13 protein-coding genes are annotated in these 14,456 nt (G+C 38.4%); 4 read left to right on the top strand and 9 right to left on the bottom strand.

All coding sequences use genetic code 11. The features are described 5' to 3' along the window. Nucleotides 1–5: 5 nt before the first annotated feature. From HDE70_RS23160 to radA, 4 genes are all read right to left on the bottom strand, one after another. The gene (locus HDE70_RS23160; RefSeq protein ID WP_183891968.1) at nucleotides 6–1,979 is read right to left on the bottom strand and encodes a KUP/HAK/KT family potassium transporter; all 1,974 of its coding nucleotides are present in this window, start codon (nucleotides 1,977–1,979) and stop codon (nucleotides 6–8) included. Between the two features lie 79 nt (nucleotides 1,980–2,058). After that, nucleotides 2,059–3,027, bottom strand: coding sequence for a DUF3137 domain-containing protein (locus HDE70_RS23155; protein ID WP_183869375.1), 969 nt, complete (start codon nucleotides 3,025–3,027; stop codon nucleotides 2,059–2,061). Then, a complete protein-coding gene (locus tag HDE70_RS23150; protein WP_183891967.1) occupies nucleotides 3,027–3,587 on the bottom strand; it encodes a LemA family protein in 561 nt (186 codons plus the stop codon). Before HDE70_RS23150 ends, HDE70_RS23155 begins: the two co-directional genes overlap by 1 nt. Before the next feature lie 37 nt (nucleotides 3,588–3,624). Continuing rightward, nucleotides 3,625–5,001 carry a DNA repair protein RadA gene (gene radA, locus HDE70_RS23145; RefSeq protein ID WP_183891966.1) on the bottom strand — a complete coding sequence of 459 codons (1,377 nt, stop codon included), beginning with the start codon at nucleotides 4,999–5,001 and terminating at the stop codon, nucleotides 3,625–3,627. A gap of 255 nt (nucleotides 5,002–5,256) precedes the next feature. Here radA and HDE70_RS23140 point away from each other — a divergent pair, with 255 nt between their 5' ends. After that, nucleotides 5,257–6,246: a hypothetical protein gene (locus tag HDE70_RS23140; protein ID WP_183891965.1), complete on the top strand. Its 990-nt coding sequence runs from the start codon at nucleotides 5,257–5,259 to the stop codon at nucleotides 6,244–6,246. 86 nt (nucleotides 6,247–6,332) lie between these two features. Here the strand turns inward: HDE70_RS23140 and HDE70_RS23135 are convergent, their stop codons facing one another. The 3 genes from HDE70_RS23135 to HDE70_RS23125 form a co-directional block, all read right to left on the bottom strand. Further along, entirely contained in the window at nucleotides 6,333–7,883 is a 1,551-nt protein-coding gene (locus HDE70_RS23135) for an Rne/Rng family ribonuclease (protein ID WP_183869378.1), read from the bottom strand. A gap of 254 nt (nucleotides 7,884–8,137) precedes the next feature. After that, nucleotides 8,138–9,001: a tetratricopeptide repeat protein gene (locus HDE70_RS23130; protein ID WP_183869379.1), complete on the bottom strand. Its 864-nt coding sequence runs from the start codon at nucleotides 8,999–9,001 to the stop codon at nucleotides 8,138–8,140. A 7-nt stretch (nucleotides 9,002–9,008) separates the two neighbouring features. After that, entirely contained in the window at nucleotides 9,009–9,311 is a 303-nt protein-coding gene (locus HDE70_RS23125; RefSeq protein WP_041883022.1) for an HU family DNA-binding protein, read from the bottom strand. 259 nt (nucleotides 9,312–9,570) lie between these two features. On the opposite strand from HDE70_RS23125, the gene mutY reads away from it, so the two are divergent. The 3 genes from mutY to HDE70_RS23110 all read left to right on the top strand — a co-directional run bounded on the left by mutY (nucleotide 9,571) and on the right by HDE70_RS23110 (nucleotide 11,871). Next, a complete protein-coding gene (gene mutY, locus HDE70_RS23120; protein ID WP_183869380.1) occupies nucleotides 9,571–10,620 on the top strand; it encodes an A/G-specific adenine glycosylase in 1,050 nt (349 codons plus the stop codon). 14 nt (nucleotides 10,621–10,634) lie between these two features. Next, nucleotides 10,635–11,060 carry a single-stranded DNA-binding protein gene (locus tag HDE70_RS23115; protein ID WP_041883024.1) on the top strand — a complete coding sequence of 142 codons (426 nt, stop codon included), beginning with the start codon at nucleotides 10,635–10,637 and terminating at the stop codon, nucleotides 11,058–11,060. A 658-nt stretch (nucleotides 11,061–11,718) separates the two neighbouring features. After that, the gene (locus tag HDE70_RS23110) at nucleotides 11,719–11,871 is read left to right on the top strand and encodes a hypothetical protein (RefSeq protein WP_183891964.1); all 153 of its coding nucleotides are present in this window, start codon (nucleotides 11,719–11,721) and stop codon (nucleotides 11,869–11,871) included. 138 nt (nucleotides 11,872–12,009) lie between these two features. Here HDE70_RS23110 and HDE70_RS23105 read toward each other — a convergent pair whose 3' ends face one another. Together HDE70_RS23105 and HDE70_RS23100 are read right to left on the bottom strand one after the other, a co-directional pair. Further along, entirely contained in the window at nucleotides 12,010–13,494 is a 1,485-nt protein-coding gene (locus HDE70_RS23105) for a DUF4270 domain-containing protein (protein WP_183891963.1), read from the bottom strand. Between the two features lie 23 nt (nucleotides 13,495–13,517). Next, nucleotides 13,518–14,342, bottom strand: coding sequence for a glycogen/starch synthase (locus HDE70_RS23100; RefSeq protein ID WP_245952844.1), 825 nt, complete (start codon nucleotides 14,340–14,342; stop codon nucleotides 13,518–13,520). Nucleotides 14,343–14,456: the final 114 nt, after the last annotated feature.

Genomic DNA, 14,456 nt, shown 5'->3' with positions numbered 1-14,456 from the left:
TTATTTTAACCAACCGGTCTGTAAATACGCTTTAGATGGATGTTCTCCGCCGGATAAACTACCAGCGGGATCTTTTCAATAACGGTTTCGCTCGTATCCAGTCCGAAAGCTTTAGTATCAGACTGAGCCAGTCTTTTAATTGCAAAATAACTTCTCAGGATAAATCCATCTTTTAAACTGAATTCATTCTCATAAGAGAGGAATTTCTCCATGATGACAAAGCGGAAATCCGCTGCCAGATTAAATTTATTCAATGAGTCATACTTACTGGTAATGTCAATTTCCTTATTCGCTACCATCTCCTGTACTACTTTTCTGAACAGCACATTGATCCTTGGATGAATACGGAAGCCGAGCCTGAACTCGATACGGATAATTTTATCGTCTGAAAGCTCCTCTACCATAAACTCCATTGTATAGGGTTCATCAGTTCTTTCAATATGTACAAACCAATAGACATCGGCCCGCTTGGGATTACGGCTGAATATAGAATAAAGAACCTTTTGCTCAATTTGTTTACTGTTGTTGGCTTTAGTTAAATAAATCAGATGTGTACAATATTTGGCTATAGAGCGGTCTTCACTTAGCGCTTTCAGCATATCAACCTGATCTTCAAGCTCTACAAATTTCAAGAAACGATTGGTGATTTTGCGCGCTTTGAACCAGACAAACATGGTGAAAATCAAGCCGACTTCGAAGACTAAGAAGAATAATCTTTTGACGATTTTTACAGAGTTTGCTACAAAGAAAGAAAGCTCTACTACCGCAAAAACACTCACAATGATGATCACCAGCCAAAGTGGCCAGCGTTTTACATACCGCATAAAATAATACATTAGTATGGTAGTCATCAGCATCGCAATCGTAATAGAAAACCCATATGCTGCGGTCATATTCTCGGAGGTTCTGAAATAAAGAGAAACCGCGATGCACCCTATACAAAGTAACCAGTTGATACTTGGAATATAAATCTGGCCTCTGATATTAGTCGGATATTTAATGGTGACTTTAGGCCAGAAATTCATACTCACCGCTTCACTAATTAAAGTAAATGAACCCGAAATCAAAGCCTGACTGGCTATGATAGTCGCCATAGTTGCGATGATGACTACAGGAACCAGGAATAAATGCGGGACAATCTCAAAGAAAGGATTGATCCCGTTGAAATCTTTCTGCGGGCTTTGCATTAATACCCATGCCCCCTGACCAAGGTAATTTAGTACTAAGGCAGTTTTAACGAAGATCCAGCTGATCTGAATATTCTTTCTTCCGCAATGGCCTAAATCAGAATACAAAGCTTCGGCACCTGTGGTACATAAAAATACAGCGCCCAGTAACCAGAAGCCATGTGGATGATCCATTAATAACCTGGCACCATAATACGGGTTCAGTGCTTTGAAAATCTCAGGGTAATGTAATACCTGGATCAACCCAAGTAAGGCAATCATACAGAACCAGCAGAGCATGATCGGCCCGAAAGAGGCGCCGATAACCTTTGTCCCGAATTGCTGAAAAAAGAACAGCAACACAATAATTGTAATGACAATACACAGAATCAGGGTGTTGCCCGGTACAATTATCTTTGACAATGCGGGAACCAGATTTAAGCCCTCAATTGCTGAAGTTACAGAGATGGGGGGTGTAATGATCCCGTCTGCCAGTAATGTCCCGGCACCGATTATTGCGGGAATGGCCATCCATTTACCATAACGCCTTACTAAAGCGTAGAGTGAAAATATACCACCTTCTCCTTTATTGTCTGCCTGAAGTGTAATAAAAATGTACTTGAAAGTAGTTTGCAGGGTTAGCGTCCAGAATACGCATGAAATTGCTCCTAATACTAAGGCGGGATTAACTTGCCCCCCTTCTTTAAGTAATACCTGGAAGGTATAAAGCGGAGACGTTCCTATGTCACCGAATATTATACCCAATGTGACTAACATACCCGCTGCGGATAGTTTTTTTAGATTAGGATGCATGTTTTTAGAGGCTGATTTAAAGCAAAATTACGCTTTCTTGTTCTATATCAGCGATATGTGGTTTAATTTTAACCGCATTTTAATTCTTGCCCCAGATCCTGGTATTTAGATCAAGTTCATTGACGATATCATACATGAACTGAACAATATAAAGATCCTGCGCTATGGAAGTATCTTCGAGTATACTTTTCTTTAAAGGAGGTTCAAAATAGTTTCCCTGGATCGGAAATGCAATGTATACGCGGGAAGCAATGAAGGAAAGTGAAATCGCACCCTTTGTTTTCTGGTTCAGCGCCAGAATTCTGCTCATCATAGCTGGTGTGAGTATATACCTCGCTTCTATCTGATCAGTTGAATGCGTACTAAAAGTTTTGTTGAATTCAGGATCTTCCAGCAAAACCTTCGTATTACGAGCCGAACTAAATAGTGGTAGCGCTTTCGCAAACCAGTCCACTATAGAACTTCCAATATCTTCGGGACGGATCAGGGTTGTGCCGTTGAAATTTTTATTAAAGTCTGCTGCAAAAATAATTCCTTTAAAAATTTCATGCCAGGTTTCAGTCTTATTGCCCTTGCTATCGGTACTTTCTGTTTTGTAAGCAGCATCTACTTCCGAAAAATAGAAGTTGGTTTTAGCTAAAGAACCTGTTATACGGTCTTCTGTGTCATAACGGTCAGGCCTGTTTGAAAAGAGCTGACAGCCCAGAAATTCTTCCAGTGACAAACCAGCATAAGGTTCAAATGTGATATCCTGGTAATTTGATTTTAAGATTGCAGTAAGCACATTGGCTTTAAAACTATGCCTGTAAGCCCGGTAAGCCGGGGTTACTTTCAGGTAAATGATAAAGGCGTAAACCAGCGCGGCGATAGCCGGCACATAAAACCAGAATACTGCGATGCCTATAACACCAAAGCCAATCAGCACGAGTATACCAATTAAGGCATAGAGCCCTGCTTTACCTTTAAGTGCAACTATGGCTTTACGCTCCAGCTCTAAACTTTGTATAACCTCTTGTAATGCAGGATCATTTCTGAAGTCTGCTGCCATTAATTATTGAATAGGTCTTTAGCACTTATATTTTTTCTCTCTTCTACTGTATTTTCCAATACCGGGAAAGGCTGATAATTCAGCATACCGGCAAAAATACTTCCCGGAAACATCATAATCCCATTGTTATAAGCAGTCACTGAAGCGTTATAATTTCTTCTGGCAGCTGCAATCTGTTCTTCACTTTCTGTCCAGGTGGACTGAAGGTTAAGAAAATTCTGATTGGCTTTAAGGTCCGGGTAGTTCTCCACTGTAAGCATCATTCCATTGACTGCTGTACCAATTTGTTTATCCAGTTCGATTTTTTCCTGATTGCTCAGCTGACCGGTTTCTACTTTACTTCTTAATGCAGTTATTTTTGTCAGCGTACCCTCTTCGTATTTTGTGTATTGTTTGACCGTTTCAACCAGGTTTGGTATGAGTTCATATCTTTTTTTAAGCATGACGTCAATGGACGAAAAAGCATTGCTGACCTGGTTTCTTTTCGCAATAAGTGAGTTATAGAAACTAATGCCAATAATTGCGATCAGTACGATAACAATGAATACGATGATAAGCATGTTTTATAAATTAGATTTCCATTAAAACTATTGAAATTTATCCGAACAATAAAGAAAAAACATCTTCAATTTTGTTTACTCCTGTAATCTCCAGTTTATATTTGTCTGTAATCAGGCCTTTTAAGTTATAATTAGAAACAAAAATTCTTTCAAAACCTAACTTATCAGCTTCAGCAATCCGCTGTTCTATCCTGTTTACTGCACGGATTTCTCCGGATAAGCCAACTTCTGCTGCAAAACAGATTTTTGAAGAGATGAAAATATCTTCATGCGATGAAATAATAGCTGCAAGAATTGCAAGGTCAATTGCTGGATCTTCCACTTTAATCCCGCCAGCAATATTCAAGAATACATCCCTGGTACTTAATCTGAAACCACAGCGTTTTTCCAGTACGGCAAGCAACATATTCATCCTTCGGGTATCAAAGCCTGTAGCTGACCGCTGAGGCGTTCCGTAAGCTGCGGTGCTAACCAATGCCTGTGTTTCAATTAACATGGGTCTTGCGCCTTCTAATGTTGCCGCAATGGCAATCCCGCTTAATTCTTCATCTCTTTGAGAAAGCAGGATTTCCGAAGGATTGGAAACTTGTCTGAGCCCGCCGCTGTGCATTGCGTAAATCCCTAATTCTGCTGCGGCACCAAATCTGTTTTTAATAGAACGGAGAATTCTGTAGACATGATGTCTGTCGCCTTCAAATTGTAAAACGGTGTCAACCATGTGTTCCAGGATTTTAGGCCCTGCAATCGCCCCATCTTTGGTAATATGACCTATTAAAAAGACCGGAGTATCCGTTTCTTTAGCGAAACGAAGTAATTCGGCAGTACATTCCCTTACTTGTGAAACACTGCCCGGAGTAGAATCAATATGTGAAGAGTGTAGTGTCTGGATGGAATCTACTACAATAATATCGGGTTCAAGAACCTCAATTTGCTTAAATATATTTTGTGTAGAGGTTTCAGTAAGGATATAACATTCTGCGGTTGGATTACTGGTAATCCTTTCTGCACGCATTTTAATCTGCTGTTCACTTTCTTCGCCTGAGACATAGAGTACTTTTTTTCCGGTGATGTTTAATGCAAGTTGCAGCATCAGTGTCGATTTACCTATACCCGGTTCACCTCCGATCAAAACTACAGATCCTGCCACTAAACCACCACCCAGTACACGGTCGAGTTCAAGGTCATTGGTGGAGAGTTTGTTTTCCTCAGAAAATGCAATATTAGTAATCTTATTAGGTTTATTGGATCTTTTCGTAGAACCCGATGTCTGCCATGCGGGAACACTGGCTCCTGGTTTTTCAATGACTTCCTCTACGAAAGTATTCCAGGAATTACAAGATGGGCACTTTCCAAGCCATTTGGCTGATTCGTACCCACAACTCTGACAGAAATATGCTGATTTAGTTTTAGCCAATTGATTTGAGATTAAAACACGAATTTAACTTAATTCGGTGGATAATAAGAGCTCATTTGAATTACTAGTGTATTTGCTTGTTGGTCGCTTCTTTACCGAAAATATAATTTAAGATAAATAGTTGTTTATATATAATTATTGATATTCTATTGATTAATAATTTATTTTTAATTGTGTATTAATTGTATTTATTATGATAATTAATTGCTTAATATTAATACATTGCGAATAATTATTTAATCAAATATATATTTTATGAGAAAAACTATTAAAGGAGCGTCTACGGGCGCATTATTAGCTCTTGCAATTTCCGGGACAATTATTTCGGGGTGTAAAAAGAACGAAGGAAGTTCAGCAGTAAAAGATAATGTGAGTAATTCGCAGTGGCAATCTGTTAAAAATGTGGATGGCAGATTGCAATTTGCTAGTACAAAAGCCCTATATCAAACTTTGGATTCAATAAAAAATAAGGGAACTGACTTTTTGAAAAACTGGGAAAGTCAGCAAGGGTTTAAGTCACTGAGAGCTGGTAAAGTAGAAGAAGGAGGATTGATGGATACATTTGATTTCCCCGAGTTCTATGCAGCTGTAATTAACGAAAAAGGCGAATATATGGTTGGAGATACTATTGTTTGGTTTAATAAAGGGCTAAAACATATGGTTCCGGGTAGAAATGAAGCTAAACTAGCTGCAATTAAAGAAAATCCTGCTACAAGCGAGATCAGCTATAAAGCAGGGAATGTCGCTTTAAATAGCAATTCGGCAGTTAAATCGGGGCAGACAAAAACAATGAGTGTACAATTGGGAAAAAATGATGGTGATGCAAGATATCAAAAGGAATTTACGCATGATAACGATCCGGGAAGCATACGCAAAATTATTTTTGAAATCCAGAACTATGTGGAAGGTAGTGGGCAGTTCGGAACTATGAGTGTTCTATATACCAGGATTAAACAAGAATACAAAGGTAGTAAATGGAGACCTGCTGGTGAAACGATGGAAAAAAGTATCTCTAATGGAAGTTATACGATCCAATACAATAGTACTTTTGATAATTCGGTAAAATATCTAAGTGGAAGTATACCATTTCTAACGCAAACTGATGGTAACAATCTAGTATATGGAATTGGTAGCGTTACTACTCCATATGGTAATATAACTGCTACTGTGACTGGTAATTATCATGCTAAAGTATTGGTGGCAGGGTATTCCAGAGGTATCTGGGATGTTGCAGCAAACTGGTAATCAAATTTAAGGTTTGTGGAATAAATAGAAAAGCCCGGTTACTATTTAAAGTACCAGGCTTTTCCATTATGTTTTGAACACGAGTTTTACAACTTTATTTCTTCGTCTTTAGAAGAGATAAAATGAAACTCTGTTAATAAGTAAGACGGAACCGCCTTCACTTTAATTTTCTGTCCGAATTTAAAGAACCACTTCCATTGCAGGGAGTAAATACCTTTTTTGATAAAGGCCTCTATATACGGGTGTACACAAAGCGTAATGTTTTTTTCATTCTGCTCACGCAAAATGTAGTTCATATTACTTTCAATATCATCCATTAAAACGATGCTCGCTTTAATTTCACCAGTACCGTGACACATTGGACAAACTTCACTGGTCACAATGTTCATCTCAGGACGAACACGCTGACGCGTAATTTGTACAAGGCCAAATTTACTTGGAGGCAGAATAGTGTGTTTAGCACGATCCAGTAACATCAGTTCACGCAAGTAGTCAAATAACATTTTACGGTTTACTGGTTTGTGCATATCGATAAAATCGATCACTACAATACCACCCATATCACGTAGTCTGAGCTGACGCGCAATTTCCTTTGCTGCTTCCTTGTTTACCTGTAAGGCGTTGTCTTCCTGGTTTTCTTTATTAGCTGTTCTGTTACCACTGTTAACATCGATCACGTGAAGTGCTTCGGTATGTTCCACAACAAGATAAGCTCCGCCGGCAAGATTTACGGTTTTGCCAAAGCCATTCTTAATTTGTTTTTCAATTCCGAAATGCTCGAATATAGGTTCCTTGTGCTTGTAAGGTTTTACTATTTTCTCCATTTCCGGAGAAATCTCATGCACGTAAGAACGGATATCTTCAAACAAGCCTGCATCGTTCACATAAACATTAGTGAAGTCAACACTTAAAATGTCACGAATTAACGTAGACGTTCTGTCCATCTCACCCCAAACACGTTTGGAAGGTTCAGCTTCAGGTAATTTCTTGATGAAATTTTCCCACTTAGAGACAGAATCCAATAAGTCTTTTTGCAATTCTTCAACCCCTTTACCTTCAGAAACTGTTCTGATGATCACACCGAAGTTTTTAGGCTTAATACTTTCAATAATCTTTTTTAAGCGATTACGTTCCGTATTACTCTTAATTTTTTTCGAGATTGATATTACATTAGAAAATGGGACTAATACAATGTACCGTCCTGCAATAGAAAGATCAGAGCTTAGACGCGGTCCTTTAGTTGAAATAGGCTCTTTAGCTATTTGAACAGGTATAAGCATGTTTTTGGAAACGACCTCAGATATTTTGCCAGCCTTATTAATATCGGCTTCAAGCTTTAAATTGTCTAATAACGTCCCACTAACAGTGCCATTCCGCTTAATTTTTGTAAGCTTTAATAAAGATTGAACTTGCGGACCAAGATCGAAATAATGCAAAAAAGCATCTTTCTCATAACCCACATCAACAAACGCAGCATTCAGTCCCGGCATAATTTTCTTTATGCGGCCTAAATAAATATCGCCTACGGCGTAATTTGTGTTGACGTGTTCTTTATGAAGTTCTACAAGTTGTTTATCTTCAATCAAAGCTATGGTTACTCCCGTAGGAGACGAATCGATAATTAATTCCTTTACCAAAAGCTATACATTTAAAGGGATGAATCCCTTATTAAACACATGGACTGAATATATAAAAAACAGATCAACGAATAATAGATACTAAAACTAATCTTAGTATCTATTATTCGTTGATCATGGAGAAAAATCTATTTTTTCTTATGTCTGTTTTTTCTTAAACGCTTTTTACGTTTGTGGGTGGCCATTTTATGTCTTTTTCTTTTTTTACCGCTTGGCATAATTGTAAGGTTTAAATATTTTTATAAATCTGTTTATTAGTTTTTGGTTTTTAGCTCTGCCACTTTCTTATCAATGAAATTAGATAAGGTTGGATTTGCTGCCAATTTTTTACTGTTCAGGTAAGCCTCAACAGCTTCTTTGTTTTTACCCAGGTTCTCATAAGCTGTAGCCAGATAGAAATAAGCATCTGGTGAAGGCTTTTTGGCAATTATACCATTGAACCTGGTTATTGCTTTGTCAAATTGTCCGGATTTTATCGCAAAAGTTCCTAAGCTCATGTTTGCTTTTAAGTTATCAGGATCTTTTTTAATGACGTCCAGCAACATTGCTATACCCGACATCGGTGCTCCCATGCCATTAACGACAGTGATTCCCAACCCGGTTTTAGCTTCAAGATTTGTTGAATCCAGTGCTACAGCATTCGTATAGGCTGCATTTGCTTTTTGTAATAATACAGGAGATATTAAACTATCCTGTGTATTGTCAAAAGCTTTCATCAATCTGCCACCAGCAGCTAACCAGCTATTCAGGTTTCGCTCTTTGCCAGCAATGATTTCCAGATATAACGCGCTTGGAACAGCTTGCTCAACATCATCCCATTTTTCTGCAAGAACTTTCGCAGCGTTCACTTTCTGATCTTCAGATGCAGTTTTATACGCATTTTCCAATGTAGTGATTTCCGCAGCTAAGTTAGCATTAATTGAATTTTTAGCAGCGGTCGAGACCTCTGTTAAATTAATTGTACTGCCTGCTGAAGTAAGTTGCCCTCCGGCAGGAACGCCAGATGTTTCTTTCTTCGGCTTCACTAAACCTTTAATATCTCTTGTAAACAAAAATACAGCCAGCAGAATTACTGCTGCGATAATTAATGTCTGTTTAGATCGGATAGTGTTCATCATAAGCAGATTAAGCTTCTACGCTTAGTTTTTTTGAATTGTTTTTTACTTTATCAACAAAAACTTTTGCTGGTTTGAAACTTGGTACAAAATGCTCTGGAATAATAATCGCAGTGTTTTTTGAAATATTTCTGGCAGTTTTTTGTGCTCTTTTCTTAACAACAAAACTTCCAAAACCCCTAACATAGACATTTTCGCCACCGATCATACTGCTTTTGATTACTTTGAAAAACGCCTCAACGGTTTCCTGTACATCTACCTTTTCAATTCCTGTTTTCGTTGATATTTCTGAAATAATATCTGCCTTAGTCATATTTTCTATTATTAATTGTTGTGTGTTTAATATTATAAGTGATTTGGGGTTGCAAAAGTATTGCTTTTTAATGAGATAGGAAAATAAAAGATCAATTATTTATCTTGAATAGTATCAGGGAATTGCAAGTTTTACATAATCTAACCTGATCAGCGTATTTCTACAGGCTATAACAAAATATACATTGGTGAATTTTGCGCAAGAAAAAATAATAATTTATAACTCGGCAAAATAATGGATTACTTGTATTTTTGAAGTTATGGCATTTCAGCAAGAGCTTACCAGCTGGTATCTGGTTAATAAAAGAAATCTCCCCTGGAGACATACGCAAGATCCCTATATTATCTGGTTATCAGAGATCATTTTACAGCAAACAAGGGTAGAGCAGGGCTTGCCTTATTTTAACCGTTTTCTGGAAGCATACCCTACTGTTGCAGATTTCGCTGCTGCTACAGAAACACAGGTTCTGAAGCTTTGGCAGGGGTTGGGGTATTATTCACGCGGTAGAAATATGTTGTTTACAGCGCGTCAGATTATGGATTTATATGGCGGAATTTTTCCTGTCAGCTATCGGGAACTGATCAAACTTAAAGGTGTTGGTGAATATACAGCAGCTGCAATTTCTTCCTTTTCTTCTGGTGAACCGATGGCGGTTTTAGACGGGAATGTGTTTCGCGTACTCTCAAGATATTTTGGAATCAGTACGCCGATTAATAGTACTTCTGGCAAAAAACAATTCTCTGAACTTGCACAATCTTTGATTAGTGAGCAGGATCCGGCCTTGTATAATCAGGCGATTATGGAATTTGGTGCTTTGCAGTGTAAGCCTAAATCTCCTGATTGCGAAATTTGTCCGTTAGTGCTTTCCTGTTATGCAAAAAACAATAATCTGGTTCCGGTTCTTCCGGTTAAGCTCAAAACTGTGAAGGTCAGAACGCGTTATATTAATTATTTTATTTGCGAAAATGACGATAAAGTACTCGTTAATAAAAGGATTTTGGAGGATATCTGGCAGCATTTGTATGATTTTCCCAGCATAGAAACTTTAACGGAAGCTGATGTTAATCATGAGGAGTTTACGGAAAAAGTTAAACAAAATTTTGGATCAGCTGTTGTTATCCGGCCGCTGATGCAAGTGAAACATTTATTAACACACCAAATTATATACGTTCAATTTTTTGGTTTAGATAATTATATCATTAACTTTAATATTAGCGCAGAAGCGAATTGGGTCACTTGGGCCGATTTGGATCAGCTGCCACAACCGAAAATTCTAACCAAATTTATTAACTTCTATTTTAACAAATAGTAAACTCCAAATTCATGTCAGGTATTAACAAAGTAATTTTAGTTGGACATTTAGGGAAGGATCCTGAAGTCCGTCACCTAGACGGTGGTGTCACCGTTGCAAGCTTTCCGCTGGCTACATCAGAAACTTATAATAAAGATGGAAAACGCATAGAACAAACAGAGTGGCATAACATTGTGTTATGGAGGGGTTTAGCTGAAGTGGCGTCAAAGTATCTGCAAAAGGGGAAACTCGTTTATATAGAAGGAAAACTACGTACACGGTCATTTGAAGACCGGGAGAAGATAAAAAAATATGTAACTGAAGTCGTGGCTGAGAATTTTACAATTCTGGGCAGGAAAAGCGATTTCGAAAATACACCGGTAACGACTAACAGTACGCCTAAAAGTGAAAATGATTACCTGGATGCAGATGGCATCTCGGGTGATTTGCCTTTTTAAAGTCATTTATAGCGTAGCCTGATTTTTGTTTAACATTTTATAAAAAGCCAGCATATCCGATCAGGAATATGCTGGCTTTTTTTCTAGCTGAAAATGACTTCAAGCAAAAAAGGGATCAAGTCATCAACTTGTGGAGCAGGCTCTTTTTTAAGCATAAATTTTTGACACGCTAAACAGAAAGTCTTTGCTATCACGGATGCTCTTATGGCTCTGGAAGTTGCGCTGAAAGCTTTCAATTTGCATGGGAATGACTCAGCCTAAACAAGGCCGGGCTGTTAGTAAATAAATTCAAAATAGCTAAATAATAACTCTACATCGGCCGGGTACTGCCTGAGTACTGTCCGAGTACTCGTTAGGGTAAGAGCAGTGCTAAAGTAACGTGAGAGCATGGCAAGTCCAAGTCAAAACAACTAGTTGAAATGACTTAGAGTAAGTATGCTTAAAGGCTGTTCTCAACCTGGTGTCATCCCGACCACCACTCAGGCACAACCAAACCATAACTAGTTGAAAATTAATGAAATTATAATTTTCCCTTTGACTAACCCACGGACAACTGCGGACAATTGCAGACAGCTGCGGACAATTGCGGACATTTTTTACGCATCAGGATAATCTTTAACGCTAATAGCTTACATTGGTGGAAAAGCATTTATTTATTATGGGAAGATTAACGGGTAAATTTTCGAAGGGAATCCTGGGCGGTTTCATTTTTAAAGCAGCAGTTTGGAGTACAGGTTGTTTCAAAAGTCCTGTACCGGGCATAATGAAACAAGCAATAGAAACCGAAAAAGGCATCAGAGAACTTTCGTAAAAGTAGCAAGCCTGGAAAAATCAGGATCTTTCCTCCCCCTAAAACTTGAAATTTAATCCCTGATCCGCGAGTTTATAACTTGATCACAAAAAAGGCCGCCCGTTGGGGGCAGCCTTTTTTTATGCTGAGTGCTAAAAACTAATTAGGGTTCTTAACGTAATAAATATTAAGTCTTATTTTCCGGTTCGCAGGGTTGTTAAATGAACCGATAACGGCTCTTCCCGCTGAGGTTGCATAAGGCTGTAAGTTAAATTCAGTTGTAGCTGTTGGTGCTAAGTATGTTCCGTAATCCACAGTTTTTCCGTCAACAATATCCTGAATATAGCTCGTTATTACAAAAGTGTAGCTTTTTTTCGTTTTATCGTAGAATCCTCCGAATGGTAATACTGCCCTTGGATCGCCACCAGGATTATTTGTTGAGGCCACATTATTATCCGGTAGATTTTGTCTTTGTTTCGCAATATCTAATCTGTACAAAGAAAGACGTGGTGGTATTTTAAATGGAACTGAATCTGTAGGATCGCTGATGTCAATCACCAGTTCAGCTTTATTAATGACAATTTTTCCTGTGGAAGCTTTGAGGTTCTTCAGGTAAGGAAAAGTTATTTTGTTTCTCACTCCACTCATTGCCTGCAAATAAGTTACCGCGTAATCTGCTGGTGTCTTTATCTGGGCTGCAATGGCTGTATTGGTATAATCATGTTTTACAGTTGCTGCAACTGGCCCTGCGGGTGCAGAGACTGGAAACATAGCTGCCACCGTATCTCTAAGTGTTGCAGTAGTCGCATTTTGTTTTTTATAATAAATCTCCAGGTTAGAGTTGCTACCGGCGAAATCCAGGAACATCACTGCACCGGGTTTTCCGGAAACCAGGCTTGCGGTTACTTTTAAACCTTTAAAAGCAGCTGCTAAATTAGCATTTGTACTTAAAGTTACTGAGTCCAGCGCCATGATCTTACTTTTGATCAATGCTGTTGATAATTTAATCCTTAATTGAGGAGCGGCATTATATGCAGTGTCTGGTGCGCCCGGGATTACTCTGACAACTCTGACAGAGGTACTTGGCCTTGGTGTTATCGTTGCCGATCCAAGAAGGTCTGTTGACGCGTAATCCGTTGTATTCAGGAAGCCGGTTTGAGTAGAAAGGTTCGAGTTTAATTGAGTTACTCTAACATTGAATGTTGAAGTACTGTCTCCGTAAAACTGTGCAAGCTGGCTTCCGATAGTGGCCTGGACTGTAGCAGGAACTGCGGTATTTGTTGCATAAGACATCACTAATACTGCCGAATCAATTTCAGCAGCTGTACCAAAACTATATCCTGTACTACCTGGTAAGGTAACTGCCATAGCCAGGTTTGCTGTTGTTGAACCGAAAATCGGATCAGCCATTTGTCCGAGAGGATATCTGACTAAGCCAACGGCTGAACCTGTTGTTGCAGGAGGATATGTTGAGGCAGGATCATCCAGTTCAGTACGGGAAGTAACCGTAACTGTATCCAAAAGAATCCCACTGACCGCGTTAGCTGGATTAATATCTAAACCGATAGTACTGGAGTCTTTACAAGACGAAAAAAGAAAAAGACTTATTAACAGGGTCAATAAGTCTAGTTTTGAAAATTTCATAATTAATTTAATAATACCTGAGTTTATGCTATTGAAACCAATTCATCATTCGAGATTTCTTCATATAAAGCATAGAAGTTCTCGAAATTTTCGGTTAAATTAAAGGCTAAAGTTGGCTTATTTGAATCTTTAACAAATTTTAACACATCAGCATCAATTTTCTCATCGGCCAAAACTACAGCGTCAGCGTAAGTAATTGCACCAATATGCAAAGTATTGCTGTCTGCATTTTCGAAAACTTTGGTGTCATCCGCTGTCATGTTGTTCATCACTGCTTTTTTATGCAAATCAGCATGTAAAGTTTCAGTGAAACAGTTTTCATAAACAGAATAAACTACTTTAGAATTCTTGAATGTAGGGTCGTTTTTGTAAGAAGTTTTAATGTAAACAGGGACCAGTGAAGTCATCCAGCCGTGGCAATGCACGATATCCGGTGCCCAGCCTAACTTTTTAACAGTTTCCAGCGCACCTTTACAAAAGAAGATTGTTCTTTCGTCATTGTCTGCATAAAACTTGTTTTCTTTATCTCTGAATACATACTTGCGCTGGAAATAATCTTCATTATCCAGGAAGTAAACCTGCATACGAGCTGCTGGAATAGATGCGACTTTGATAATAAGCGGGTTGTCATTGTCATCAATCATGATGTTCATTCCAGATAAACGAATAACTTCGTGCAGCCTGTTCCTCCGTTCGTTGATATTGCCGAACCTTGGCATAAGAATACGGATCTCAAATCCTTTTTCTTGCATTGCCTGAGGTAATTGACGGGTAATCTCTGAAATTTTGGTGAGTTCCAGGAAAGGCGACATCTCGTGTGTAACAATCAGTAGCTTCGTTTTTGCCATCTCCATATTTGTGAATAAATATTTATGTTAAAGAAAAGATAATCAAGGGGCAAAGGTAAGCAATTTATTCAAATTTATCAATATCTTGCTTAGATGTTTTGTTGGGATTATATA

Source organism: Pedobacter cryoconitis, assembly GCF_014200595.1.
Lineage (GTDB): Bacteria > Bacteroidota > Bacteroidia > Sphingobacteriales > Sphingobacteriaceae > Pedobacter > Pedobacter cryoconitis_C.
Note: the sequence above shows the minus strand (reverse complement) of the source record. Positions and strands in the feature narration are given on the sequence as shown.